This is a genomic window from Zunongwangia sp. L-65, from assembly GCF_056859415.1.
In genome coordinates, this window is record NZ_JBSXOK010000062.1 from 11,678 (window position 1) to 37,258 (window position 25,581).

Here is a 25,581-nt window from a genome sequence, read left to right on the forward strand (position 1 = left end):
TTTTATTTTAAAAGAATGGGGAATAATCATAGTTTCTTTTATCCAGCTTCCCCTTAAGATTGATATTAAAACGTGATTTAAAACTATACCAGTTTAAAGAATCCTGATTAGACCATAAAACTTCTGATAAGGCAGGCAGTCTTGGTAACAAATGTTTAAAAGCCAATTCTTCTGAAAAAATATAGTCTGACCTTAAAGTTGCCTCTGCTCCTAAAATAGTAGAATGTTTTTGAAATGTCCTATGATAAAGATAAACATCCTTTGTATTTAAATATCCTCCAAAGGATATTTGATCCTTATCTTTTTTCTTTGTAGGATATTTTGAAAAATCCAAAAAGTTTTGATTATCTAAAATAATAACATTCTTGTGTTTACCTGATTCCTTCTGAATATCCGCCATTAAAACCACTTGTGATCTTGATGTAACTGATACCGATGCTATGTCACCAATAATCATCTTTTTACCCGAGGTTTCACTCCAGTTTTTTAAATTATTAATAAAAAAATCATCCAAATCACTGGTCTTTTGAAAGCCTAGATTTTTTAATTCCTTATCCTTTATGTATTTAGAACGCCCCCCTAGACCCGAAACTTGTATATATTTAGAAGGAAACAAACCTTTTAGCTCATTAAAAACAGATTTAAAAAACAGTAAAGATTCAGAAGTAGGATAAATATAATTATCAAACTCTCCCCACTCTGTTTTCACATTATATTCCTTTTGGCCGCCCAACCCGGGATAAGCTGCAAGAATCGCCGAAGCATGACCAGGAAAACTAATTTCAGGAATAATTTCTATATGCCTGTCCTTAGCATAATCGACTATTTCACGAATATCCTCCTGCGTATAAAAATGAAAGTATTCTTTACCATCACCTTTAAAAGGATTAAAATTTTTACCTTCGATTGTTTCTGCTCTTCTAGCTCCAATAGCAGTAAGTTCAGGATAGCTTTTTATTTCTATACGCCACCCCTGATCATCTGATAAATGCCAAATAAAATAGTTCATTTTATGCATGGCCAGCACATCGATATACTTCTTAATAAAATCAATAGAAAAAAAATGTCTGGAAACATCTAATTTCATACCGCGAAATAAAAATTTGGGAGAATCATAGATCTCACAGGTCGGCACAGTCATGTTGTTTCCTATTATCCCTCTTTTTACATAGGTTATCAGTTTATTCTCTGAACCTGCATTTTCTTCTTCAGCAATATCTGGCATTAATTGCCTTAGCGTCTGAATTCCATAAAAAACGCCTTTTTCATTTTTGGCTACGATTTTTATATAATCCTTAGTAATCTTTAAACTATAACCTTCCTCCTCTTTCATTTTTCTATCTATCATTAAATAAATTCCATACTTATTTAAATGATCCATATCTTCATCTAAACGATATCGTATATTATTTGGTTGCCCTTTAAGGAAAGATAGCAGATAATAGGCCTCTGAAATTGTTTCTACAGCAGTATAAATTTTTGTTTTCGAATTCATTTGAAACTTCCCTTTTTCCATCTTAACGATAGAATCCGGAAGTGGAATTACTGCAAAATTTTTATCAGAATTGGACAAGTCAGCCAATACACGCTTCATGCCTTCATTTGGTTCTTCTTTATTCGCACATGAGGCCAAAACAAAAAGTAACATTATGAAAAAGTGATTTTTCATAGGGGTTTGAGGTAGAAAGATTAGGTTTCGGAAAATTACAACTTTGATATTGTAAAACTCACAAGGATATTTTAAAATTTGACAATTCTTCAGTAGTTTTCATAAGCTAAATTTTAAATTTGCAGCAAAACAAAGCATGTTCGATTTTATAATTATTGGGGCGGCGCAGGCCGGTCTTGCCATGGGCTATTATTTAAAAAAAGCGGGATATAATTTTCTTATTCTTGATAAAGAAGAGGAAATTGGCTCCTCATGGCTTAACCGCTGGGATTCCCTTAAATTATTTACGCCAACAGAGTTTAACCATTTACCCGGCATGGATTTTCCAGCCAAAAAGGGACATTATCCCTCTAAAACAGAAGTTGCGAATTACTTTAAAATCTATGCTGAAAAGTTCGAATTTCCGCTTCGGTTAAATACCCTTGTGACTTCAGTAAAAAAGGATAAATCTATATTCTTTATTGAAACAAAGCAACAACAAATTCAGGCTAAAAATGTAATTATAGCTACCGGGCCTTTTCATATCCCCTACACCCCGCCGTTTTATAAAAAATTAAGCCCTATCATAGTACAAATTCATAGTAATTATTATAAAAATCCAGAACAATTACAAAAAGGAAACACTTTGGTTGTGGGTGCCGGTGACTCTGGCTTCCAGATTCTAGATGAAATTTCAGCATTGGGACAACAAACCTATTTTTCAGGAGCTACCAATGTAAAAATACTTCCACAAGAATTTCTTGGTAAAACCTTATGGTGGTGGTTTAGTAAAACCGGATTTTTAAATTTCAGTAAAGATTCATGGATCGGAAAAAAAATAAATAAAAGCAGGCAACCTATTATTGGCACCGATGTAAAAGAAATTTTATCCAGACGAAATGTGGAAGCCGTAGGTAAAACCATCGATGCAGAAGACCAAATTATTTATACTGAAAAAAAAGAACTCACAGATATTAGCAATATTATTTGGGCAACCGGCTACCGACCAAATTTTAGCTGGATAGAGGGATTAGAGCTTACCAAAGAAGGTTATCCTAAACATAAACGTGGTATAAGCAATACCAAAGGTCTTTATTTTATAGGCCTCCCGTGGCTACATACCCGTGGATCTGCAACTTTGGGAGGCATTAAAAATGATGCTAAATATTTAATTGACTTTATAGAAAATTAAACTTCATGACGTTTATAATTTTCTGTAGGCAACACTAAAAATGGTATTTTTACATTGTAAGCTACCTCGTGTACCAGTGAGCTAAACAGCAGTTTTTCTATAAACGTATGTTTGTTTTTAACCATAACCAGCATTTCTACAGGGTTTTCTTTTTGGTATTCCTGCAAAGCATCCATCACGCTATCCCGGTTTATCCTTCCAAAAATATAACCATAATCATCAAAATATTTTTGGAGGGCTTCTTTAGATTTTTGCTGGTTCTCCTCCAGATCTTTACCAAAACTAACATTAAGAATATGAACTTTTGCTTCAAACTGCTCTACGATACTTTTTAATAACCATAAATCGTACTCAGCAAAGTCTAGTTTCAAATCGTTTGGAAACAAGATGTTTTTTGGTTCTTTATAAGTAGCTCCCGCAGGGATAGCGAGTAAAGGGCACTTAGCCACTTTAATAGCATGAACAGTATTCGTACCAAAAATAAGTTCGCTTCCATCCTGAGCCCCTTCGGTTCCCATGATGATCAAATCTATAGTCTCTTGAGCAACACGATCTTTAATTTCTTCATGTAACATTTTAAAGGTGGAAACTAATTCGAATTCATGGAGCTTATTGGGAGATTCTTCCTCGATTTTCTTTAGAAACCGCGATAAATTTTTAATCGAATTCTCTTTATATACTCCATACAAACTACTATAAATAATAAAATCTGCATTATAAAGCGTATTAAGCAGAATAAATTTGGTTCTGGAATTTTTAAATAGTTGCAATGCGTACTGAATAGCATTGTAAGAATTATCAGAAAAATCAGTGGGTAAAAGCACAGTTCTCATAACGAATAATTTTATATCTAATTTACAAATATTAGCACCACCAAACTATGACATAGATCATATCCACAGCTATCAAAAATTACCTGCTGAAACCTGAAAAGCGATTAAAAAATTCGACAATTAACAGGGTATTATGAACAAGCATGGATTTTATGCCTAATTTTTGTAGACGCCAATATTATTTTAATGAAAAGGGAAAATATAGACACTAAAAATAAGCACAATCCTTTTAAGCTTTCAGCCAAAGGCTGGTGGGAAGTTATAAAAGAGGTGAAAAATGAAATTAGCGCAGATAAGGTAAGTATCGTTTCTGCCGGAGTTGCTTTTTACGCATTTTTAGCTGTTTTCCCAGCAATTATGGCATTAATCTCTTTATACGGATTAGCTACAGATCCACAGGAAATTCAGCGACAGATTAACGAACTCTCTGCCATGATGCCTCGCCAGGCCTTTGAAGTTTTACAACAACGAGTAGATGTGTTTTTACAAACCCATGGCGATCAATTAGGTTGGGGAACCGTATTTGGGATTATTTTTAGTATTTGGAGCGCTAATAAAGGTACAAACGGTTTGCTAACCGGTGTAGATATTGCCTACGACACCATAGAAAATCATAACATTTTTAAACAATACTTAATGGCATCAGTATTTACGATAGGCGGGCTTATCATGCTTATTTTAAGTATGATTTTAATCGTAGGATTTCCGGCATTGGTGCATAAAATAGGATTGCCTGCAAAATTAGAAGATTTAATAAGCTGGTCGCGCTGGCTGTTATTGGCTTTTTTGGTAAGTATTTTTTTATGCTTAGTATATAAATTTGCACCGGCCAGGCCAAAACCTACAACAAGATGGGTAATCCCCGGTGCCTTATTTTCTACTATTGTCTGGTTGGCTGCCTCTTACGGATTCTCTTTTTACGTAAGCAACTTTGGTAATTATGGCGAAGTATATGGTTCTATCTCAGCAGTTGTTGTGCTTTTGCTTTGGTTATATATCACCTGTTTCATCATTTTATTAGGTGCCGAAATCAATACTGAAATCGTTGATTATCTTATCGCCGAGAAAATAGAAATAGAAAACAATTAATTATATTATAAATAATTAAAGGCGTTAAAAAATAAAATATGTTAAAGTAATGACCACAAAAATAATAATTCATTAAATTACAGTATATTCTTTCTAATCTCAGTAATGATGAAAAATGATGCTTTTAATGAAACCCTCGTTGAATACCGCGTAGCTAATTTTGTTTTTGCAAATCATCTTAAGTATCAAAAAAACAAAAAGGGAAAATTGTTAAGTGATAAAAAACTGGATTGTAGAAGTTTTAAAGCAAAATTTCTGAAATTGAAAAAGTCAAAAGTTCCCAAACATTCCATTACTGCCATTCCTGAAGTATATACCTGTGGTTATAAAGTGATCAAAAACACTTCCTGCATTTTAAATTAATTATAATTATTTTTGCGTTCAACTTTATCGGATTATCTTTAAACAAAAGTTGAATAATGAAAATTGCTGAAAAATTTAATCTATCTGAAAGACAGATCGATAGAATCATTGCTATGGCCTGGGAAGATCGTACGACTTTTGAGGCTATAGAATATCAATTTGGTCTTACCGAGAAAGATGTCATTAAATTTATGCAGGAGCAAATGCACCCTAAAAACTGGAAAAAATGGCGTGCAAGAGTGCAGGGTAGAAAAACAAAACACCAAAAACTTAGGAATTTTGAAACTGGACGTTTTAAAAGCAGCCGGCAACGTCCGATAACAGGTAACCGAATTTCTAAAAAGAAATATTAATCATCATGGCTCCAGAAAAAGATTATAACCTGTCTTCACTAGACCTTTTTTTAAATGAATCTTCAGAGCTTTTAAGCAATCTGCAGGTACAGCAATTGCATCCGTTGAGTAGTATGGATATTTTTGCTGATTACTCAGATAAAATAAAAGAACAGGCAAGACGTAAAACTGAAATGAAATCATTACAGAGTTTTGCCGAAAAATTTAATTGGAATACTCCTTTAAATTTTATGCTGGAAAAGGATTATGAAGCGTTAATTCTTACTCAAAAAGACCAGACCATAGTTTGGACAAACAAGGGTTTTAGCAGTATGACAGGATATCCTGCTAATTTTGCCAAAGGGAAAAAACCTAATTTCTTACAGGGTAAAAACACTTCTGCCATAACGAAAAAAAACATTAAAAATCTGGTGACTTCAGGTACTAACTTCTCTGAAGTTTTAGCCAACTATCGTAAAAACGGAGAGGAATATTTATGTAAAATCGATATTTACCCCATTAAAAATATCGAGCAACAAATCACACACTTTCTGGCGCTGGAAAAAGAAATTTATGAATATTGAAGAACGAATAGCAAAATCAACCACCAGTCTTTTTAAAGCGGTTTTTCCGAATACAACCAATCACTACGATACTCTTTTTGGGGGCACCGCCATGCAAATGATGGACGAGGTGGCTTTTATTACCGCAACAAGATTCAGTAGGCAGCGTATGGTAACCGTTAGTAGCGATCGTATAGATTTTAAAAAGCCAATTCCCGCAGGAACATTTGTAGAATTAATAGGAACAGTAACCAATGTAGGTAATTCCAGCTTAAAAGTAAGTGTAGAAATTTATATTGAAGAGATGTACTCTGATCAAAGGGAACAGGCAGTAAAGGGAGAATTTACCTTTGTGGCCATCGACGAGAATAAAAAACCTGTAAGTCTTAATATATAAATGAGGCTGTCCAAAAAATAATTTTAAGACAGCCTCATGATTTGGGACAAAAAAGTACTATTATTCTGTATAAAAATAAACGGCTGAAGCGCCAGATAAACTATTATTAATTTGTGGCGACCTGTTTCCACTTGAGGTGCTTACCTCAGAAAAAGCAAGGACTCTACCTCCACCATTAGCCACTTCAGCAATAAATACCGCATCATAGTTCGCATCGTAAGCAAGATTTACTGGATTTCCAAGATTGGTATTTCCGCCACTTACTCGCATTTGATCATCGATAGAAATCATTCCGCCATCCATCGTTGCATTAAACTTGCTGTCAAAATTTGTAATCACATGAAAAGCACCATCAGAATCTGAGGCAGCATCGCCAATATCGGTCATTACCATAGTTCCGCCATCATAATCTAAACCGTGTGTTCTTACAATGCCTTCAACTTCTACAGTTTTTGTTGCTGAAACATTCATATTGGTCATATAAGCCGAAGAAAAGTTGGTAAAAACCGCCAGTTTATTAGTCGTATCTACCACGGCATACAAATCGTCACCTATAAATTCGATTCCCCAAACTTTAAAATCTACCGTTACCACATTTCTTAATTGAAAGCCAGAAGATGTTTTAGTATAAATAAAGAATCTCCCGTCCGCAGTCGTATCGTCTCCATCTACATCTGCATTATCGGCCACAACATAAATATTCCCGTTTACAGCAATATCACGCGGACTTTTCAGATCGGAAGAACTTGATAGATCAATATCAATATTCAGATCTACGCCGGTTTCCAATTTATCAATCCCTATATAACTTTCTAAACTAGTTGAAGAGCGAGAAACTATGGTAAAAGAATCATCGTCACCATCATAATAAATTCCCTCTGCATCGTCTGATGAGGTTTGGTAAGTAGTAGTTTCAGAGGTATTAATATCATAACGGGTTACAGAACCATTATGGCTTGTAGCATAAAGATGTGCCGTACTTGAAGGCCGCACTGGATTTTCACCCATTCCGTCATCATCACTACAGGAAAATATCATCGTTCCTGCTACTAACATAAAAATTGGTTTAATAAAATTTTTCATAATTAATCGAATTTATGTTCTCCCAATATTTACGCAAATATGCTAATTATAGTTTTACAAAAAATTACACAAAAACCACCAACAAACAATAAAAGACTAAAAAACAGATAGTTAACCAACACCTTCCTATAATGTTTAACTTAGATTTATTAAAAGATTAAGATTGTTTTACCTGAGATTCGATAAAAAAATTGCGTCATTCATATTGGATAAAAGAAGTGTAAATCGATTTAAATGAATTGGAAGATTATATGATAGTAAAAGACAAAGTCGCTTTTATTACAGGAGCAAGTAGTGGCATAGGCAAAGCAATTGCAATTAAATTATCTGAAGAAGGATGTAAAATAGTTTTAGCCAGCAGAAACATAGAAAAACTTAAAGAAATTAAGCAGCATTTAGTGTCAGAAAGTATGGTTATAGAAATGGACGTAAGCCAGACCGAGAGTGTTGCCAAAGGCTTTAAAAAAGCAATTGCAAAATTTAAAACTATAGATATTCTGGTAAATTCAGCCGGGGTAATGCCACTAACCTATTTAAAAAACCGCCATCTGGATGAATGGCTTCAAACCATCGAGGTAAATGTAAAAGGAACCCTTCGCTGTATACATGGCGCTTTACCTTATATGAAGAAAAATGAAGGTGGTCATATTATAAATATTTCTTCAGTAGATGGTAAAGAGGTATATCAAGGCGGTGCGATTTACGGTGCTTCAAAATCTGCCATCATTACTTTATCGAAGGCAATGCGCATGGAACTTTCTCCAGACTATAATATTAGGGTTACCTGTATCGAACCTGGCACAGTAGACACCGCTTTAAGAAATAATATTACAGACGAAGAATTACTAAACGACAAAAATTATAACGATGCTTCTGAACCTAAACTGGAAGCTAAAAATATTGCCGATGCCGTATTATATGCCCTATCCCAGCCCGATAGTGTAAACGTAAACGAGCTCCTTATAAAACCAACAGGTAAATCTTAAAAAAGTAACTCTGGGCAAACAAGCCTCAAGCTTAAAAAACAATTAAATTAAAACAAAAACTATAAATTCTATGGAAAACCAATTGAAAAAAACCGGAAAATGGGCCGTAGGTTATCTTGCAGCAAAAGCAGGAAAAAGAATCGTGGCTAAAAGCGGTATGGTAGGACTGGGTATTGGTGCTGTAGCAGGCTTAGGATATCTGGGCTATAAACTTTTTAAAACTAAAAAAGATCAAAATGATATAAGTCAAAATTATCATGAAATTAAAGGGGAAAAGAAAATTGTGGTTTAAAACTTAAAATTCTAATAAACCCGGTTCAATTCGAATCTGGATAAGACTTGATAATTACAAAACATCAATCATAAAAAAAGCCGGAATTTCCGGCTTTTTTTATGATTACTTTTTAAGCAATGATTGTATATTTATTAAAATAATCTGTTATAATGAAAAAAATCATACTCTTATTTGCAGGATTAAGCCTTTTAACGTCCTGCAAAAATACCAGCGAAAACCAGGATTCTAAAAAGGATAATCTCATTGTTTCTACAGAAAATGGGGAAGTTGAAGGTTTCCTCAACGAAGAAAATTCGGTTAGAAAATATTTCGGAATCCCTTTTGCTCAGCCTCCGGTGGGCGATTTACGGTGGAAGGCCCCACAGGATACAAAAAGTTGGAAAGATACCTTATCAACTAAAGAGTTTAAGCATAAACCGGTACAGGCCAATGTTTTTGGGGATATGAAATCCCGTTCTAACGGAATGAGCGAAGATTGTTTATACCTAAACGTATGGACTCCTAAAGAAGCCACCCAAGAAAAGCTTCCGGTTCTGGTTTACTTTTATGGTGGCGGATTTGTAGCCGGTGATGCCTCAGAACCTCGCTACGATGGAGAAACCATGGCTAAAAAAGGAATGGTTGTAGTTACCGTAAATTATAGATTAAACATTTTTGGTTTTATGGCCCATCCCGAACTTAGCGAAGAAGCTTCATATCATGCCTCGGGAAATTACGGATTATTAGATCAGCAAAAATCGCTGGAATGGGTACGCGATAATATTGCTGCTTTTGGAGGTGACCCTAAAAAAGTAACCATTGCGGGAGAATCTGCCGGCTCTATTTCGGTAAGCGCTCAAATGGCATCGCCACTCTCAAAAGATCTTATTCATGGCGCTATTGGTGAAAGTGGTGCTGCTATACACCCTACACTTGCCCCGGTTGCCTTAGAAGAAGCAGAAAAAACCGGACTTGATTTTGCAGAAAAAATTGGCGCTAAATCTCTGGCCGAGCTGAGAGCGATGAGTACCGATTCTATTTTTATGCTTTACCAGAACTCTGGAAGATATGGTTTTCCCACAGTGATCGATAATTACTTTTTACCAAAATCACTTCCTGAAATATTCGAAGCGAAAGAACAGGCCCAGGTTCCTTTACTTGTTGGCTGGAATTCTGCCGAAATTCCCGGGATGGCATTAATGCAAGGCTTAGAGAATACCCCCGAAAATTTTATAAAAAAGGTAAAAGAAATTTATCCTGAAGATTACAAAGAAGTATTGAATCTTTACCCGCATACTGATAAAGAAGAAGTACGCTACTCAGCAACCAAATTAGCCTCAGACCGTTTTATCGTATATAGTACCTGGAAATGGTTTGACCTACATCGCAAAAATTCTGAAACTCCTGTTTATCGTTATTTATATAGCAAATTAAGACCTAAACTAAAAGACCAGTCCAAACAACCTGGTCTTGCAGGTGGGACTCAGGAAAAAGATAAAAATACACCTGAAGCGCCAAAAGCCATTGGTGCTCCTCATGCCGCAGAAATTGAATATTTTATGGGTAATCTAGACCGGATAGAAGATTATTCCTGGACCGATGAAGACTACAAAGTTTCCGAAACTATTCAGGAATATTTAGCGAATTTTATTAAAACAGGAAGTCCAAATTCCAAAAATTTACCGGAATGGCCAAAGGCTGAGTCCAGTGATAAAACACCTCCCGTCATGATTCTGGATACCGAATCTAAAGCTGAGAATGCCAAAGATGATAATCGATTCCTGTTTTTAGATAAAAAGTACACCGAATAATAATTTTTATAGTCTTTTGTAAAAGTAAAAGCCCTCTATTTTAGAGGGCTTTTAGCATACTAATTATTCTTTCTTCTTTCACGTGCACGTCCTATCATTTTCTTGCGACGCTCTTCCTGTAATTTTTCAAACTTTGCGAATTGTTCTTCTGAAAGTAATTCTCTTAAATCTTCATTACGCTTTTCAGAAAGTTTACGCATCTCAGCAAACTTCTCTGATCGGTCACCATCGGCCTCACGCAACTCTTTTAAACCCTCCATAAAAGTGGTATTGATCACTTTGTACTGCGGCATTTGTTGTTCAGTAAGGCTAAGCGCAGCCATTTCTTCATCCTGCATTTTCTTTAAAGAGGCTTCAGACATTCTCCCCTGAGCAAACATTTGTGTTCCCACGAGCAATAATAAACCTAAAATTACTTTTTTCATGATGTAAACTGTTATTAAGTTCCTACAAACCTTTGACTCTTAAATAATTAATTAGTTTAAACCGATTATCTTAAATTAAGAAGGTTTTATCAATAACTATTGATAACACTTATCACATAATCCTTTAACAACAAGATTAGCATCAGTAGCTTTAAAACCTTTTGGAAGGCTAATATTAGGAATGGTTTGATCTGTTAAACACTGTGTTTCTCCACATTTAGAGCAATGAAAATGCAGATGTAATTTATCGTTCGCCCCGTTTTCACCCGCTGTTTCTAAAGCAAATTTTGCAATACCGCTACCATCCTCGATTTTATGTACCAATCCTTTCTCTTCAAATAACTTTAAACTTCTAAAGAGCGTAGTGCGCTCTGTCTGGCCAAAAGCAGCTTCTATATCATTTAAACTCATCGCCAAAGATTCTTTTGCCATAAATTTATAAACCAGTAGCCGTACGGCAGTAGGCCGAATTCCCTTTGCTTTTAAAATAGTTTCAATTTCTTTCATAGCATTATTAGTGTGAATGGCCACCTTCTCCTTTATTCATTTCTGCCTGTAAATAATATGCATTATTTAAAGCAAATTTTACGTTTTTATCTTTTGGATTCATAAAGGTAATAGTTATCCAGTTGTTATCCTTTATTCCCGTTTTCACTTCTATAGGCGTAAAATACCACTTACCGTTATTTTCTTCCGCCTTAAAAATAAAATCCCGGTTATTTTCAGTAAAAATAGCTTCAGTTGGAATAGCCTCAATTAGATGATTGGTGGTAATGATTTTTCCGGTAAGGTACATCCCCGGGATTAAATTTTTGGGTTTGTTTTCAATTTCAGCATGAATATGCACTGCTTTCGGATTTTCTTCAAACACCCGTCCTACAGATATAATGTTTGCCATCATTTCTAAACCTGGCCTCGACTTTAAAGTCAATCGTACCTGTTGTCCTATTGCTACATTTTCAATGTCTTTTTCAAAAACCATTAAATCGGCATGAACATCTTCTACATTTAATATTTCAAAAAGTTCTGTTTGGGCAGAAACATATTGTCCGGTTTTCACTTTCACTTTTTCTACCGCACCGGTAATCGGACTCAAAATAGGGATTTTTTGCGCTAATTTTCCCTGCGTTACTCGAGCCGCATTAATATTCAATAAATGTAACTGTGCTTTTAATCCGTTCATCGTCTCTTTTGCATTCTGAAATTCGGTTGCAGTAACCTGAAAATTTTCTCCTGAAGCCACTCCGGCATCATAAAGCTTTTTCTGGCGCTCATATTCTTTTTCCTTAAGCTGAAATTGATTAAAAGCATTTAAAAATTTTGTTTGAATTGCCACAATATCAGGATGCGAAATATATGCCAGCACCTGTCCTTTTTTCACCTGCTGCCCCTCAATAACATTGATACTTTTAATAGTTGCGCCATAAACGGTAGTAACCGATGCTTCGTTTTGTGGCGGCACCTCTAATTGCCCATTAGCAGTGAGCGTCCCAGCCATATTCCTCTTTTTAACCGTACCCAATTTAATATTTAAAGCATCAAATTGAGATGTACTAATTTCAACGACGTTTAAAGCATGTGGATTTTCTTCAGATTCCTCGTTAATTTCAGTTTCTGCTTTATACTCAACATTATCTTTGGATGTTGTATTTCCGCAAGCTGCTAAAATGCCAAAAAACAGCAAACTTAAAATTGTATTTAATTTCATTGTATTTTATAATTTCTGATTTTTAAATATCATTCCCCAGGTAAAATTTCATGTCGGCATAAGCCAGTAAATATGATTTCGCAGCTTCAATCGCATCCAGCTCGGTTCGCAAAGCTTCTTCTAGGTTTTGAATAAAAGCTACATAATCCAAAGCTCCTTCTTTATAAGCCAGCAATGCTCCTTTTCGCTGTTCTTTGGCCACCTTTAAAGCTGCTTCCTGATAATACTGCCAATTATCCTTCCAGCTTTCGTAATTTTGCTCTGCTTGTTGTTGCTGTACTAAAAATTGCTGCTTTTTAAAATTTGCCTTTCGATTTACAATTTGGGTTTCAATCTTTGCAGCTCTTGCATCACCATAACTTTTACCACTTAAAAACGGAATAGAAATCCCTGCCTGATAGGTATAGAAACCATCCACCCCCTGTACTTCTTGTTTGGCGTATTGCAAATTCAACTTTGGTAAAAATGCTGCTTTTTGTTTTTGCAGGTTTGCTGAAGCAACTTCTGTTTCCTGTTTTGCGGCCCTTAATATCGGATGGTTGTCAGCGCTATTCTCTTCGGAATACTGAAAGGGTAGCAGCCGTATTGTCAAAGCAACAGTTTTATGATCCTTAGTACCCAGCCATAAGTTGAGCTCGCTTAAAGCATTAACATAAGCTGCTTTAAACTGTTGTGTCTTGATTCGAATTTGATTCCCCTTATTTTGGGCGTTTAATTTCTCTAATCTGGAAATGGCTTCCACTTCATAACGCAGCTCTACCGCTTCATTAAATTTTCCGTACATAGAGTCTAACTCTCTATACAGCAGAAACCTTCTTTTTGCAGCATAGGTTTTAGTCCATAATTTCCGAATTTGCCTGGCCACTTCAATTTTGGATAAATTCAGTTCATTTTCAGCTAATTTTAATTTTTCCTTTTGAAGTTTTAAGGCCGAAGCAATTCCGAAAACATCAATATTTTGTTGATTAACGCCTATCCTGGTATAAATTCCATTCCCATTTTTAAGCTCTTCGCCTCCGGTAAAAATGCTGGTTTTACCAAACTCCCAGGCATTCTTTTTTAAAGCTTCCTGCCTGTCTATTTGTAAGTACTTATTTTTTAATAGCGGATAATTTTGAAGCCCTAGTTCTACGGCTTCCTGCATATTTATTTCAGGAAGTACTTCATTTTGCTGAGCATTGGAAAAATTAGGAATTAAAATAGCTAAAAGCAGTCCTGCAGCAGCAATTTGGTCCTTTTTGATGCTCAAATTAAAAACACCTTCTTCTATCCACTTATACAAAACAGGTAGAACAAATAGGGTCAATAACGTAGAAGTTATTAAACCTCCAATCACCACCGTAGCTAACGGGCGTTGTACTTCGGCTCCTGCAGAACTGGAAAAAGCCATGGGTAAAAAACCAAGAACATCGGTAAGGGCAGTTAGTAAAATTGGCCGAATCCTTCGTTTTGTTCCCAGTAAAATTCGTTGCTGTAAATTGGCTGTTTTTCTCTCCGCTTTTAATTCATTTAAACTACCAATTAAAACGAGTCCGTTTAAAACGGCCACACCAAAAAGCACAATAAAACCAACGCCTGCCGATATACTAAATGGCATTCCGCGTAACCACAATGAGATAATCCCTCCAATGGCGGCCAGTGGTATCGCCATATAAATCATTAGAGTTTGCCTAAATGACTTTAAAGCAAAGTAGATAAGAATAAAAATAAGTAACAAGGCAATGGGCACTACTATTTGCAATCGCTGGCTTGCTCGCTCTAAATTCTCGAAAGCACCGCCATACCGTATAAAATATCCTGGTGGAAGATCAAAATTTGTCTCTAATTCTTGCTGAATGTCATGAACAACAGATTTTACATCACGGTCTCTGATATTAATCCCCACATAGGTTCTTCGATTGGTGTTATCCCGACTAATTTGCATAGGCCCCGGCTGATAACTGATATTGGCTAATTCCTCTAAAGGAACACTGCTGCCATCCGGTAAATTAATATACAATGCTTCAATATCTGATAACTCCCTGCGGTTTTCCTCGTCCAACCGAAGGACCAAATCAAATTTTCGCTCTCCCTCAAAAACAACTCCCGCTTTAGCCCCTGCAAAAGCCGTTTTTATCATTTTATTTACTTTTTCAATGTTTATTCCATAGCGAGCCATTCGAGCACGATCATAATCTATATTAATTTGCGGTAACCCGGCAGTCGCCTCTACTTTCATATCGGCAACGCCATCTATCCCGGCAATGATACCACCCATTTCCTGAGCCTTTGCTGCGAGAACATCTAAATCTTCACCATAAAGTTTTACGGCAATATCTTCCCTAATTCCGGTAAGCAATTCATTAAAACGCATTTCTACAGGCTGGGTAAATTCGTAGCTTACACCGGGAATTTCACTTATCGTATGCTTCATTTTTTTGATAAGTTCATCTTTATTATCGGCAGATGCCCATTCAGATTTTGGTTTTAAGATCACAAAACTATCGCCTATATCCATTGGCATAGGATCTGTTGGCACTTCAGAAACTCCAAACCGCGTTACTACCTGCTTTACTTCAGGAAAATTATTGAGCAGTAAATTTTCGATTTTTGTTGAAGTAGCAATTCCTTCATTAAGGGAGCTTCCAGGTTTTAAGATCACATGAAAAGCAAGGTCACCTTCATCTAGCTGCGGAATAAACTCGCCGCCCATTCGGCTAAAAAGATAACCCGCAAAAACCAGTAATAACAGTGCACAGGCTACAATCATTTTCGATCCTTTTAGTGCTTTTTTAAGTAAAGGCTCATATTTTTCCTGGAGCCACAGTACTAATCGATCACCCCATCCTTTTTTATCAGACTTTTTATTTTTAAGAAAAAGTGCAGAGATCATAGGCACATAAGTAAGACAAAGGATCATGGCCCCCAACATGGCAAAGATGAAGGTAAGCGCCATGGGTTTAAACATTTTCCCTTCCACTCCTTCTAAAGCCAAAATGGGTAGAAAAACAATTAAAATAATGGCCTGACCAAAGAAAGCAGCATTCATCATTTTTTTAGATGATTTGCTCACCAGCTTATTTTTCTGGCTTTGATCGAGTTTTTGTTTTAAAGCTTTTTGGCTAAAGACAAAGACGGTACTTTCTACGATGATCACCGCACCATCTACAATAATTCCAAAATCGATAGCTCCAAGGCTCATCAAATTGGCCCAAACATCAAAAATATTCATTAGGATAAACGCGAAAAACAGGGAAAGCGGAATAGTAGAAGCCACAATAAGACCTCCCCTAAAATTCCCGAGCAGTACCACTAAAACAAAAATCACAATAAGGCCTCCTTCCAGTAAATTATTTTTTACGGTAGCAGTAGTATTCGCTATTAATTCACTCCGGTCTAAAAAAGGTTTAATATGAACCCCTTCGGATAAGGATTTTTCGATTTGTGAAATACGTTTTTTTACATTCTCAACAACTTCGTTAGAATTTGCTCCTTTCAGCATCAAAATGCTTCCGCCAATGGCTTCGCCTTTCCCGTTTTTAGTAAGTGCGCCATACCTAATGGCATTACCCATTTGCACCTTGGCAACATCACCAATGGTTATTGGGAATTTTTCATTTTTGATAATGATATTCTCGATATCATTTATCGAGGTGACCAGGCCTTCTCCTCTAATAAAATTGGCACGGTGATTTTTCTCGATATAGGCTCCCCCAGTATTTTGATTATTCGACGTCAGTGCATTAAAAACTTCAGAAATCGTAACATCCATCGATCGTAAATGATCGGGATCTACAGCTACCTCGTATTGCTTTATTTTCCCCCCAATACTATTCACCTCTACAACACCTGGCACCATGGCAAACTGGCGTTTTACAATCCAATCCTGAATACTACGTAAACGGGTAACTGAATATTCAGCTTTAAATGCGGGATCAACTTCCAAAATATATTGATAAATTTCACCCAAGCCAGTAGAAATGGGTCCCATAAATGGCTCTCCAAATCCTTCAGGTATTTCTTTTTTTACTTTAGAAAGTTGCTCGGCAACCAGCTGTCGTGGTAAATACGTACCTGCATCATCATTAAAAACAATAGTTACCACTGAAAGTCCGAATCGGGAAACCGACCGAATTTCTGTTACCTCCGGAAGATTCCCCATAGCCACTTCTACCGGATAAGTCACAAACTGTTCGATATCTTCGACCCCTAAACTTGGTGCCTGGGTAATTACCTGTATTTGATTATTGGTGATATCGGGCTGAGCATCTACAGGAACTTCCTGCATACTCCACAAACCGCCGGCAATAAGGACCAGCGTTAGCAACCCGACGATAAATTTATTATTGACAGAGAAGTCAATGATCTTATTAATCATCAGATGATATATTTTAAAATTTAGATATAATAAATGGGAAGAATCTTAACTCTTAAATTTTAAGCTTAGAATCTTCAAAAGATGGATATATAAATCCATGAATCTAAATTAAGCTTGTGGGGGTGGGATATATTTTGTGGTAAACTGTGAAGTTTCTTTATTCAGATAAATAAAAGCAGCATTTATAGTCATGGCCATCGCCTGCTCAAAAACCGGATCATTATTAACCATAATATGATTATGGCAGCAGTGGCACTGGCAAAAAGGAGAACATAAATCTACTGAAGCCTCATGATTGTTATGCTGCTCTACAATAAGATCATCATCTTCAAAATTGGTAGTCGCATCGGCACAAGGCATAAAGCTAAGTGATAAAAAAAGTACAGATAATATGATTCCTATAATTTTCACTTTACAAATATAAATCGCTTCTTATGCAATACCATTGCAATAAACGGACTTTGTAAAAACAAATCGTTTGTATTAAAAATCATCACACCTAAAAATCCCAAAATTTTTATAAAATCCTAGGTGTACAAATCATATTCTGAGGCCACGCCCATTAATTTCTTTACCTTTAAAAGAAAACATCAACTATGAAATTTTTTATAAATAAACCCGAAAACGTTGTAAACGAATCTATAGAAGGTTTACTTACCGATCCTAAACTTACCAAACTGGATACTTTCCCTGAAGTTAGGGTAGTTACCCGAAAAGAAATTGATACCTCTAAAGTTGCCATTATTTCTGGTGGTGGTTCTGGTCATGAACCTATGCACGCCGGTTTTGTTGCTAAAGGAATGCTTACTGCTGCCGTTTGCGGGGATATTTTTGCATCCCCATCTGTAGATGCTGTACTAGCTGCCATTCTCGCGGTAAGTGGTGAAAAGGGATGTTTGCTAGTTATAAAAAATTATACCGGAGACCGATTAAACTTTGGACTGGCAGCTGAACAGGCCAGAGCGCTTGGCCATAAAGTGGAAACCGTTATTGTTGGTGATGATATTGCTTTAGGAGAAGATACACAACAACGCGGTCTTGCCGGCACTTTGTTGGTTCATAAAGTAGCGGGACAACTAGCCGAAGAAGGAAAATCTTTAGATGAAGTGACCAAAGCTGCAAAAAAAGTAGCAGAGAGTGCTATTTCTATAGGACTTTCACTTTCTGAAGGGCAAAAATTCAATAATCCTGAAGAATCGAGATTAGATAAATCTGAAGCTGAATTAGGTTTGGGTATTCACGGGGAGCCTGGCGTGGATGTCATTAAGATGGATGAGGCTGATGCCCTCGTAAAAAAGGCTGTCGATAAACTGAAAGAATACCTTCCTGATGAAAAACAAGACTATGTTTTGCTTTTTAATAATTTGGGAAGTGTTACCCCGCTCGAAATGAATTTACTGGTTCATAGCTTTGATAAAACCGATATTTCCGGCAGAGTAAAATACCTGGTGGGTCCTACTGCCATGACCACTTCTTTAAATATGAATGGTTTCTCGATAACGCTATTAAAATTAGATGAAGAAATCGAAAAAGCGCTCTTAGAAAAAACCGATACTCCCGAATGGCGAATTAGAGCTTATGGAAAACCGAGCAGTATTAAAAGTCCGGAACTACCTAAAACCATGCAATTTGAGCCTTCTGAAAATAAAAAACATCAAAAAATTGTAGAAAACATCGCTGATTACCTCATCGAAATGGAAAAAGAGATGAACGATCTGGACGAGAAAGTAGGTGATGGTGATGCAGGCTCCACTTTTGCCGCCGCCGGTAAAAAATTTAAAAAGGTTTCCGATAAATTACCCTATGCTTCATTACCTCAATTATTTACCACTATTGGTCGTGTTCTGGCAAGAGAAACCGGTGGGTCCAGTGGTGTGCTGTTATCGATGCTATTTACCAAAGCCGGTAGTAGCCTTGAAGAAAATGACAATGTGGGAAGAGCTTTGTTAAGCGGATTAGAAAAAATGAAATCCTACGGGGGTGCTGAGCAGGGAGACCGAACCATGATTGATGCCATGCAACCCGCTTTTGAAGGGTTAAGTGAAAAAAAATCTATTAAAGAGGCGGCAGAAGCTGCCAGAAAAGGAGCTGATAAAACCGCAAAAATCACCAATACCAGTGCAGGGCGTAGTTCTTATTTATCTGAATCTAGCCTTGAGGGTATCCCTGATCCCGGTGCTGAAATGGTAGCAAGAGTATTCGAAAAACTAGTTGATATCGTATGAGATAAATATCCGGAAATCCACAACGCCCAAAGGGTATAAAATGAAAAATTTAGCATTTGAAAGTATGCCTTGAGTATCAAATCCTTTGGCAGTGCTATAAAAAATCCGTCAGCAAAACTAACGGATTTTTCACTTTTACATAATATAATAAATCATAATGAGCTCTCGTCTTCCAGTTCCAATAGCTATTGAAATTGATTCGGGGAAAAATAACTTTATTTAAATCTACGTGCTAAAATCCTTGAATGAATTCAGAATAAGGTTTTAAACACTTTATACAATATCTTTTTGCTTTTTAAGCACTAAATTCTACTTTTTTAGATCCTGAAAGGAATGTGACTTTAACTTAAAAACATTCTTCTTTTTATCGAATTTCAGTTTAACAATTGCTGTTTTACGCGGGCTCACCTTTTCCTCAGAAAAATGCGTATGAAGTACATAATACAATGTATTTCTATTTTTGAACAAATCACCATGGCCCGGGCCATTCCTCCCTATATCTGCTGTTGATATTAACGGATTTGAGGCTGATTTTTTCCAGGGTCCAAAAGGACTTTTAGCCGTAGCAACACCAACTGAATAATCCGGGTTTCTAAAATCGTTCACCGAGTATAGCATGATATAGGTCTCTGCATTTCTAAAAACTGTTGGTCCTTCGCTTACCGGCCATTCGGCATTCGTGGTATTTTCCCAGGTTTCTTTAGCTGCAATACATTCTTTTAAAGTTTCAGGCTTTATCGCGCTAAGGTCTTCGGTCATTTCAGCAACAAAAATTCTGTTCCCAGCAGTTAATCTTACATGATATAGATATACTTTTCCATCATCAAAAAACACAAAAGGATCGATCTGCTTTACCGTAGCTTCTAAAGCTTTTCCTTTGTTTTTAAACGGGCCTAAAGGGCTATTGGCTGATGCTATGGCAATATTTTCGTTAGCAGTATACGCCATATAATAATGTCCATTTTGCTTAAAGACTTGTGGAGCCCAAAAACCCCTGGTGCCAAATGCATCTCCTTTTTTTAACGCATAGCCATCAGTCTTCCCTAAAGGACCTTCCCAGGTTTTCAGGTTTTTAGAAGTATACACTAGAAAACCTTCTCCGGGAATGCTATGATCTTCTTTTGTCCCGTATAAATAATAGGTACCGTTTTCTTCGAATATCGTTGGATCTGCCAAAAGAATTTGTGAATTTTGGGCATATAATTGCAGTGAAAAAACAAAGCTTAAAAACAACCAAAAGCGGTTTATCATTTTATATTTTTTGATCTGAATATTTCATCCTTAGCTTTTAAAAAAACCTTGATTATCAAGTAAAATGGCATCAAAAATTAATTTGATGCCATCTCTCCTAAAAACGCTGCACCCGGAATTTACTCTTATCTAAAACCAACCGGGTACAGGCATCAACAAAAAAACTAACTGTAATGTAGATTACACGGTACTAACTGGGTTACAACTCCAGTATTCGATAAAATATCTTTTTATTTTTTATATAGTTTCCCTCTCATGAGTACTTAAAAGTATTCGTTGCAATGCTTTATTCGTGAACAAAAATATCTTCAGTTTTTAGTGTATTGCCATCTGGATCGATCACTTCAAGGTTTAAACCTGAACCTCCTTCTCCCTGAAAATATTCTAATGCCATAGTATGATAACCTGCAGCTAACGGAATTTCAGCTTTTTTAAGTTCCATTCCATGAATACCATCATGATCTATAACCACTTTCCCATCAATACGTAATCGTACACCATCGTCTCCACTTAAACGAAAACCATAAATGCCCTGCTTAGCAACTTTCACAAATCCTTCAAATGTTAACGCATAGAAGTTTTCTCTTTTTCTTAATGCTGAAATTTTCAAAGATTTTGTTTTTCCGGAAGCCACTACTTCTTCCGAAGAAAAATCAGGTAATTTTTGCCATTCCCCTTCGTAAAGCGAATAGTTAAGACCAGCTTTCATCGTAGCTGAAAGAGCTTTTGAAGCTTCTTGATAATGATCTACTTTTTCAAATTTCTCGCTGGTGACATAACTTTCTTTATCATCGTCTATAGCCCTGGCTTTTACCTGTGAAGATGCGGAAATTGTAAAGGGACCGGTATATTTTTTAGAAGATGAGTTGGGCTCGCTTCCGTCTAATGTATAATAGATCGCTTCGTCTTTTCTAGAAGTAAGACTTACTTCTAAATGGTCTACAAAAAGACTATGTGCTGCCTGTATACTTACCGGAGAGATCATTTTATCGGTATGAATATCATGCAAATAATCTACCGGGATTTTAATCACTTCTCGATCATAAGTTACCAGTCCGTTGACCTCTCCCTCTACATCCGAAACCTGCGTATAGACTACCGCACTGGCATCTTTATCTTCTTTCATTTCCCAAACTTTATCCCAAAGCTCGGTATAGGATTTTCTGAATTCTAAAGAATCGGCCATATTACGATAGCCCCAGTTAGATTCTTGCCAAAGGTGACCTTTTAACGGCAATCCAAGCCCTCCAAATTCACCAAGAACAGTCGCTCTATCGTCTTCAACTGGATAGACATCCGGGCCGGGATAGCTGTGCATATCTATAATATCACCTACATTATGATCTGTCCAACCACTGGCATTACTTACCAGCCTTGTTTCATCTAAACCTTCTACCCAATTGGTTAAACGTTCGGTATCATACTGGCCCCAGCCTTCGTTAAAAACTACCCACATTACGATACTTGGATAATTGTAAAGATCATTGATCATATTTTGAAATTCTGCCTCAAACTGATCTTTATCCGATTCTGTTAAGCGTTCCAGAAAGTCTGGATGAGGATAGGCCTGCGGCATATCCTGCCAAACCAGCATTCCCATTTTATCACACAGGTAATACCATCTCTGGCTTTCGGTTTTGGCATGCTTTCTAAGTAAATTAAAGCCCATTTTTTTAAAAGTTTCAATATCCCAGACATACGCATCTTCAGTGGGCGGCGTCATTAAACCATCAGGCCAGTATCCCTGGTCGAGTACGCCTACCTGAAAATAAGGCTTGTTATTCAGGAATATCTTCGTTTTATCTTTTTCTTTACCTAAACTAATTTTTCGCATGGCTACATAGCTTTCAAAACTATCGGTGGTTTCTTCGCCGTTTACCAGTTGTACCTTCAGATCGTATAAAAATGGATGCTCAGGACTCCATAGTTTAGCGTCTTTTACTTTTAAAGTAATCGCATCTCCAGCACTCCCTTCAGCGGTTGCCACTTCAGAAGCTCCATCCATAAGGCTCAGTTTAATCATCCCTTCTACCTTATCTTCTGCAGTAAAACTTACTTCACCTTTATCGATATCTGGACGGATTTTGAAGTTTTCGATATGGTTTCTGTTTAAGGGTTCCATCCATACACTTTGCCAAATTCCGGTTGTAGAAGTATAAAAAATACCTTCTGGCTCTCTTACCTGTTTCCCTACCGGTTGCAAACCATCGTTAGACGTATCGTGAACTTTCACGACTACTTCCTGTTCTTTCCCTTCTTTTAAGTATGGGGTGATATTAAAAGTAAAATGATCGAAAGCGCCTTTGTGATCGCCAACTTTCTCACCATTTACATACACTTCTGTTTCATAATCTACCCCTTCAAAATTCAGCATAATTTCATCTCCCTTCCAGTCTTTTGGAATACTGACAAGCTTTCGATACACCAAATCATCTGAAGTTTTCATAATCCCTGATAAATAAGATTCTACCGCAAAAGGCACCAAAATCGAATCTTCTAAAGCTTCAGAAAAAGTAGTTTTATCGGTCTTTTCTAAACTTACTTCCCAATACCCATTTAGATTTTCCCAGTTTTCACGCTTTTGTATAGGTCTTGGATATTCTGGTAAAACATTTTGCGGATCTACTTTATTGGTCCAACGCGTAGTTAAGATCGCCTCTGGTTTATTCTGGTTATTTTCAGTTGATTTTTTTTCTTCCTTACAGCCTACACTAAGAACGCCTGCAAGTATAAATACAGCCGATTTTTTCAGTAAATTCATGTTATCTTGTTTATTTTTTTATGCTGAAATTCTAAAATTTCTATGTATATTTTTTATAGAATTATTCCCAGTTTTTAGCATTTTCACCTTCTCCAATCACCGGGAAAGCACTAATTCTTAACCTGGCAGCTCCCATTGGGACCAGTTCCACGGTTTCAATTACTTCAGATGATTTTACAGGACTATCCTGAAGCTCTCCCGCCAAATCATATTGATCTATCGTCCAGTTTGGGATTTGTTTTGCTTTGGTTTTTAAAACCAATGGTGCATTATTTACCGTGAACGGAAAATTATTTGCCGGCCAGGATTTTTTAATCACCTCAAAAGAATCTTCAGGATTTTCGTTTAAGACCAAAGCGTAATTCCACGGAGAATCCGGGTAAATCTCATACGAGGGCCATTTTGCCTGATCTACGCCTTCCTGCCATTTAGAATCCCAGATTGCGGTTTCATCACTTCGCTTTTCGATATATTTTTCATCGATTTTTAAGCTAAAGGTCAATGGTCCGTAATCTACGCTTGCGCTGTTATGATTTTTTTCCCATCGGCGAACTTTCAATTGCATCGGAAAAACAAGTGTAATTTGGTCTCCATCTTTCCAGTCACGGTTTAGCTTAATGTACTTCCCGGCTTCAGGAGTTGCTTCTATTTCTTCTCCATTCACTTTAACTGAAGCTTTTGTACACCAGCCCGGAATTCTGAAATACAATGGATATTCTTTATGTTCTTGCGAAGAAGTATGTATACTAAACTGCAACTGATCCTCAAATGGATATTTAGTTTCTGAAGTAATGCTGACCTCTTCCCCACCGGCAACTTTTGCCTTTACCGTACCTGGAGAATAAATTACCGCAGCCAAACCATTATCTGGTGTGGCCATCCAGAGATTTTCGATTAAATACGGCCAGCCCTGCCCGTGGTTATGCTGGCAACAACGGGAACTAAATGGATTCATCATTAAAAATGGTCCATCATTCATAATCCCCGGGCGATGATTTTTATCGTCATTTACCACCATATTGGGGCTCGTGATATAGCGTAATGATCTAAAATCGGGCATCATGGTTGCCGGAAAAGTATTAAATGCTACTTCCTCGGTATGATCTGCCCAAAAGGTATCCCCGGTAATTCTTATTAACTGTTCGTTACTGTTCATTTGCTCTACCACACCGCAGGTTTCGATTCCCTGTCTTGGATCATCGTAACCCGGTCTGGCATTTTCATCGGCTCCAAACATTCCGCCAGGAACCTGCCCAAAATGATCACGGATTATTTTAAAATCTTTATAAGTAGCCTCGAGGTCTTTTTTGTCATGGCTTAATTGTGAATACTGTGCCGGTTCTCTAAAAGCCTGCGCTACATTTACATTATGCCAGTCTACAAGATCACCAAACCAGTCTGGCCATTCTGTACCTTCTCGCGTTTCTTTCCAGTTATTTATTTCGTCTAAAGTATTGTCTCGCTTTCCCCAATCTGCTGTATTTCTATGAATTTTTTCTGCGAGTTCTAAAAGGAATTTATCTCCGGTACGATTATAAAGCCACATGACACTATATAAATTATCACCGCCTCGAATACGTTGCCAGTAATGACTTTTGCTTAAAAATTTTTCATCTGGAATTTCCAGCTGAAATTTAAAATAGTTCGTCATTAAATCAATTACTCTTTCATCCTGGCTATATTCATAGTAGGATTGCAAACAATACAACATGATCATGTTCGACCAGAAATCCTGAGTACCATCTTCGCCAAAACGCTTAGGGCCAAAATTTCCATCTTCACGTTGACTGGCAAGTGCTGCTTCTATCCAGGACTTGGTTTCTTCGATCATTTTTTGATCTTCCATGATATAAGCCATATTGCCGTAGCCTTTTAGCCAGTAAGGGACTTCTTCCCATCCCCAGGCGCCAGAGCCATCTTTGGAAAGCCAGGCATTATCTTCTTTTTGCAACCAGGCACTAATCTCACCAAGGTGACCATTTAAACCATCGGCCTGCCTGGATAGACACTCGGCTAACCAGCCTTTAGGTTTTACCGCTCCCACCGGAAGTTTTATAAAAACACTGGATTGTAAAGGCATACGATTGCCCCTATAAAATTGATTGGTTTTAGTAGTATCTGGAATATTTACTACTTCAGCAGTAAAAGAAGATTCAGCTTGCTCATCTTTTTTACAAGATATCAAGCCTGCTATTCCCAGAACAACTACTAAAGTTTTAAAATAGCCTCTCATTGTATGGTGGTGGTTAAATTGTCGGATGATTTTCGGATAAGATAAAAGGG

The 25,581-nt window shown here is 36.8% G+C and carries 21 protein-coding genes; 10 read left to right on the forward strand and 11 right to left on the reverse strand.

Going from position 1 to position 25,581, the window contains the following annotated elements; genetic code table 11:
• Positions 1–7 precede the first annotated feature (7 nt).
• The gene (locus tag AC13DP_RS10700) at positions 8–1,669 is read right to left on the reverse strand and encodes a beta-N-acetylhexosaminidase (protein ID WP_483067768.1); all 1,662 of its coding nucleotides are present in this window, start codon (positions 1,667–1,669) and stop codon (positions 8–10) included.
• A 136-nt stretch (positions 1,670–1,805) separates the two neighbouring features.
• Between AC13DP_RS10700 and AC13DP_RS10705 the strand changes: the two genes are divergently transcribed.
• Positions 1,806–2,840 (forward strand): flavin-containing monooxygenase, encoded by a 1,035-nt coding sequence (locus tag AC13DP_RS10705; RefSeq protein WP_483067769.1) that lies wholly within the window; start codon positions 1,806–1,808, stop codon positions 2,838–2,840.
• Here AC13DP_RS10705 and AC13DP_RS10710 read toward each other — a convergent pair.
• On the reverse strand, positions 2,837–3,673 hold the full coding sequence (locus AC13DP_RS10710; RefSeq protein ID WP_483067770.1) for a universal stress protein: 837 nt from the start codon (positions 3,671–3,673) through the stop codon (positions 2,837–2,839). The genes AC13DP_RS10705 and AC13DP_RS10710 overlap by 4 nt on opposite strands.
• A gap of 186 nt (positions 3,674–3,859) precedes the next feature.
• On the opposite strand from AC13DP_RS10710, the gene AC13DP_RS10715 reads away from it, so the two are divergent.
• The 5 genes from AC13DP_RS10715 (at position 3,860) to AC13DP_RS10735 (ending at position 6,417) form a co-directional block, all read left to right on the forward strand.
• Positions 3,860–4,762 (forward strand): YihY/virulence factor BrkB family protein, encoded by a 903-nt coding sequence (locus AC13DP_RS10715; RefSeq protein ID WP_483067771.1) that lies wholly within the window; start codon positions 3,860–3,862, stop codon positions 4,760–4,762.
• A gap of 105 nt (positions 4,763–4,867) precedes the next feature.
• The gene (locus tag AC13DP_RS10720; RefSeq protein WP_483067772.1) at positions 4,868–5,125 is read left to right on the forward strand and encodes a hypothetical protein; all 258 of its coding nucleotides are present in this window, start codon (positions 4,868–4,870) and stop codon (positions 5,123–5,125) included.
• A gap of 56 nt (positions 5,126–5,181) precedes the next feature.
• Positions 5,182–5,478 (forward strand): TIGR03643 family protein, encoded by a 297-nt coding sequence (locus AC13DP_RS10725; RefSeq protein ID WP_013073681.1) that lies wholly within the window; start codon positions 5,182–5,184, stop codon positions 5,476–5,478.
• A 5-nt stretch (positions 5,479–5,483) separates the two neighbouring features.
• Positions 5,484–6,041, forward strand: coding sequence for a PAS domain-containing protein (locus AC13DP_RS10730; RefSeq protein ID WP_228249358.1), 558 nt, complete (start codon positions 5,484–5,486; stop codon positions 6,039–6,041).
• Positions 6,031–6,417: an acyl-CoA thioesterase gene (locus AC13DP_RS10735; RefSeq protein WP_228249357.1), complete on the forward strand. Its 387-nt coding sequence runs from the start codon at positions 6,031–6,033 to the stop codon at positions 6,415–6,417. Before AC13DP_RS10730 ends, AC13DP_RS10735 begins: the two co-directional genes overlap by 11 nt.
• Positions 6,418–6,477: 60 nt before the next feature.
• On the opposite strand, the gene AC13DP_RS10740 is transcribed toward AC13DP_RS10735, so the two are convergent.
• Positions 6,478–7,500, reverse strand: a complete 1,023-nt coding sequence (locus AC13DP_RS10740) for a hypothetical protein (RefSeq protein ID WP_483067773.1) — start codon at positions 7,498–7,500, stop codon at positions 6,478–6,480.
• Positions 7,501–7,751: 251 nt separating this feature from the next.
• On the opposite strand from AC13DP_RS10740, the gene AC13DP_RS10745 reads away from it, so the two are divergent.
• The 3 genes from AC13DP_RS10745 (at position 7,752) to AC13DP_RS10755 (ending at position 10,571) form a co-directional block, all read left to right on the forward strand.
• Complete coding sequence (locus AC13DP_RS10745; protein ID WP_483067774.1) at positions 7,752–8,486, forward strand: SDR family oxidoreductase; 735 nt, start codon at positions 7,752–7,754, stop codon at positions 8,484–8,486.
• A gap of 70 nt (positions 8,487–8,556) precedes the next feature.
• A complete protein-coding gene (locus AC13DP_RS10750) occupies positions 8,557–8,778 on the forward strand; it encodes a hypothetical protein (RefSeq protein ID WP_483067775.1) in 222 nt (73 codons plus the stop codon).
• Positions 8,779–8,930: 152 nt separating this feature from the next.
• The gene (locus AC13DP_RS10755; protein ID WP_483067776.1) at positions 8,931–10,571 is read left to right on the forward strand and encodes a carboxylesterase/lipase family protein; all 1,641 of its coding nucleotides are present in this window, start codon (positions 8,931–8,933) and stop codon (positions 10,569–10,571) included.
• Positions 10,572–10,630: 59 nt separating this feature from the next.
• Here AC13DP_RS10755 and AC13DP_RS10760 read toward each other — a convergent pair whose 3' ends face one another.
• From AC13DP_RS10760 to AC13DP_RS10780, 5 genes are all read right to left on the reverse strand, one after another.
• Positions 10,631–10,996, reverse strand: coding sequence for a hypothetical protein (locus tag AC13DP_RS10760; RefSeq protein WP_013073687.1), 366 nt, complete (start codon positions 10,994–10,996; stop codon positions 10,631–10,633).
• 96 nt (positions 10,997–11,092) lie between these two features.
• Positions 11,093–11,503, reverse strand: coding sequence for a Fur family transcriptional regulator (locus AC13DP_RS10765; RefSeq protein WP_228249351.1), 411 nt, complete (start codon positions 11,501–11,503; stop codon positions 11,093–11,095).
• 7 nt (positions 11,504–11,510) lie between these two features.
• Positions 11,511–12,704 carry an efflux RND transporter periplasmic adaptor subunit gene (locus AC13DP_RS10770; RefSeq protein WP_483067777.1) on the reverse strand — a complete coding sequence of 398 codons (1,194 nt, stop codon included), beginning with the start codon at positions 12,702–12,704 and terminating at the stop codon, positions 11,511–11,513.
• A 22-nt stretch (positions 12,705–12,726) separates the two neighbouring features.
• Positions 12,727–17,061, reverse strand: coding sequence for a CusA/CzcA family heavy metal efflux RND transporter (locus tag AC13DP_RS10775; RefSeq protein WP_483067778.1), 4,335 nt, complete (start codon positions 17,059–17,061; stop codon positions 12,727–12,729).
• Positions 17,062–17,169: 108 nt separating this feature from the next.
• Positions 17,170–17,472: a DUF6660 family protein gene (locus AC13DP_RS10780; RefSeq protein ID WP_013073691.1), complete on the reverse strand. Its 303-nt coding sequence runs from the start codon at positions 17,470–17,472 to the stop codon at positions 17,170–17,172.
• 185 nt (positions 17,473–17,657) lie between these two features.
• Here AC13DP_RS10780 and AC13DP_RS10785 point away from each other — a divergent pair, with 185 nt between their 5' ends.
• The gene (locus AC13DP_RS10785) at positions 17,658–19,286 is read left to right on the forward strand and encodes a dihydroxyacetone kinase subunit DhaK (protein ID WP_483067779.1); all 1,629 of its coding nucleotides are present in this window, start codon (positions 17,658–17,660) and stop codon (positions 19,284–19,286) included.
• A 309-nt stretch (positions 19,287–19,595) separates the two neighbouring features.
• On the opposite strand, the gene AC13DP_RS10790 is transcribed toward AC13DP_RS10785, so the two are convergent.
• From AC13DP_RS10790 to AC13DP_RS10800, 3 genes are all read right to left on the reverse strand, one after another.
• Positions 19,596–20,537 (reverse strand): glycoside hydrolase family 43 protein, encoded by a 942-nt coding sequence (locus AC13DP_RS10790; protein ID WP_483067780.1) that lies wholly within the window; start codon positions 20,535–20,537, stop codon positions 19,596–19,598.
• A 286-nt stretch (positions 20,538–20,823) separates the two neighbouring features.
• A complete protein-coding gene (locus tag AC13DP_RS10795; RefSeq protein ID WP_483067781.1) occupies positions 20,824–23,298 on the reverse strand; it encodes an FN3 associated domain-containing protein in 2,475 nt (824 codons plus the stop codon).
• 61 nt (positions 23,299–23,359) lie between these two features.
• Positions 23,360–25,531, reverse strand: a complete 2,172-nt coding sequence (locus tag AC13DP_RS10800) for a beta-L-arabinofuranosidase domain-containing protein (protein ID WP_483067782.1) — start codon at positions 25,529–25,531, stop codon at positions 23,360–23,362.
• Between the last annotated feature and the right edge of the window lie 50 nt (positions 25,532–25,581).

What these genes read in the sequence shown, in the direction of transcription:
- AC13DP_RS10700 (WP_483067768.1), bottom strand. Translation starts at nt 1,669, where the DNA reads ATGAAAAATCACTTTTTCATAATGTTACTTTTTGTTTTGGCCTCATGT.
- AC13DP_RS10790 (WP_483067780.1), bottom strand. Translation starts at nt 20,537, where the DNA reads ATGATAAACCGCTTTTGGTTGTTTTTAAGCTTTGTTTTTTCACTGCAA.
- AC13DP_RS10745 (WP_483067774.1), top strand. Translation starts at nt 7,752, where the DNA reads ATGATAGTAAAAGACAAAGTCGCTTTTATTACAGGAGCAAGTAGTGGC.
- AC13DP_RS10750 (WP_483067775.1), top strand. Translation starts at nt 8,557, where the DNA reads ATGGAAAACCAATTGAAAAAAACCGGAAAATGGGCCGTAGGTTATCTT.
- AC13DP_RS10765 (WP_228249351.1), bottom strand. Translation starts at nt 11,503, where the DNA reads ATGAAAGAAATTGAAACTATTTTAAAAGCAAAGGGAATTCGGCCTACT.
- AC13DP_RS10725 (WP_013073681.1), top strand. Translation starts at nt 5,182, where the DNA reads ATGAAAATTGCTGAAAAATTTAATCTATCTGAAAGACAGATCGATAGA.
- AC13DP_RS10770 (WP_483067777.1), bottom strand. Translation starts at nt 12,704, where the DNA reads ATGAAATTAAATACAATTTTAAGTTTGCTGTTTTTTGGCATTTTAGCA.
- AC13DP_RS10785 (WP_483067779.1), top strand. Translation starts at nt 17,658, where the DNA reads ATGAAATTTTTTATAAATAAACCCGAAAACGTTGTAAACGAATCTATA.
- AC13DP_RS10740 (WP_483067773.1), bottom strand. Translation starts at nt 7,500, where the DNA reads ATGAAAAATTTTATTAAACCAATTTTTATGTTAGTAGCAGGAACGATG.
- AC13DP_RS10760 (WP_013073687.1), bottom strand. Translation starts at nt 10,996, where the DNA reads ATGAAAAAAGTAATTTTAGGTTTATTATTGCTCGTGGGAACACAAATG.
- AC13DP_RS10720 (WP_483067772.1), top strand. Translation starts at nt 4,868, where the DNA reads ATGATGAAAAATGATGCTTTTAATGAAACCCTCGTTGAATACCGCGTA.
- AC13DP_RS10795 (WP_483067781.1), bottom strand. Translation starts at nt 23,298, where the DNA reads ATGAATTTACTGAAAAAATCGGCTGTATTTATACTTGCAGGCGTTCTT.
- AC13DP_RS10730 (WP_228249358.1), top strand. Translation starts at nt 5,484, where the DNA reads ATGGCTCCAGAAAAAGATTATAACCTGTCTTCACTAGACCTTTTTTTA.
- AC13DP_RS10705 (WP_483067769.1), top strand. Translation starts at nt 1,806, where the DNA reads ATGTTCGATTTTATAATTATTGGGGCGGCGCAGGCCGGTCTTGCCATG.
- AC13DP_RS10710 (WP_483067770.1), bottom strand. Translation starts at nt 3,673, where the DNA reads ATGAGAACTGTGCTTTTACCCACTGATTTTTCTGATAATTCTTACAAT.
- AC13DP_RS10755 (WP_483067776.1), top strand. Translation starts at nt 8,931, where the DNA reads ATGAAAAAAATCATACTCTTATTTGCAGGATTAAGCCTTTTAACGTCC.
- AC13DP_RS10735 (WP_228249357.1), top strand. Translation starts at nt 6,031, where the DNA reads ATGAATATTGAAGAACGAATAGCAAAATCAACCACCAGTCTTTTTAAA.
- AC13DP_RS10775 (WP_483067778.1), bottom strand. Translation starts at nt 17,061, where the DNA reads ATGATTAATAAGATCATTGACTTCTCTGTCAATAATAAATTTATCGTC.
- AC13DP_RS10715 (WP_483067771.1), top strand. Translation starts at nt 3,860, where the DNA reads ATGAAAAGGGAAAATATAGACACTAAAAATAAGCACAATCCTTTTAAG.
- AC13DP_RS10800 (WP_483067782.1), bottom strand. Translation starts at nt 25,531, where the DNA reads ATGAGAGGCTATTTTAAAACTTTAGTAGTTGTTCTGGGAATAGCAGGC.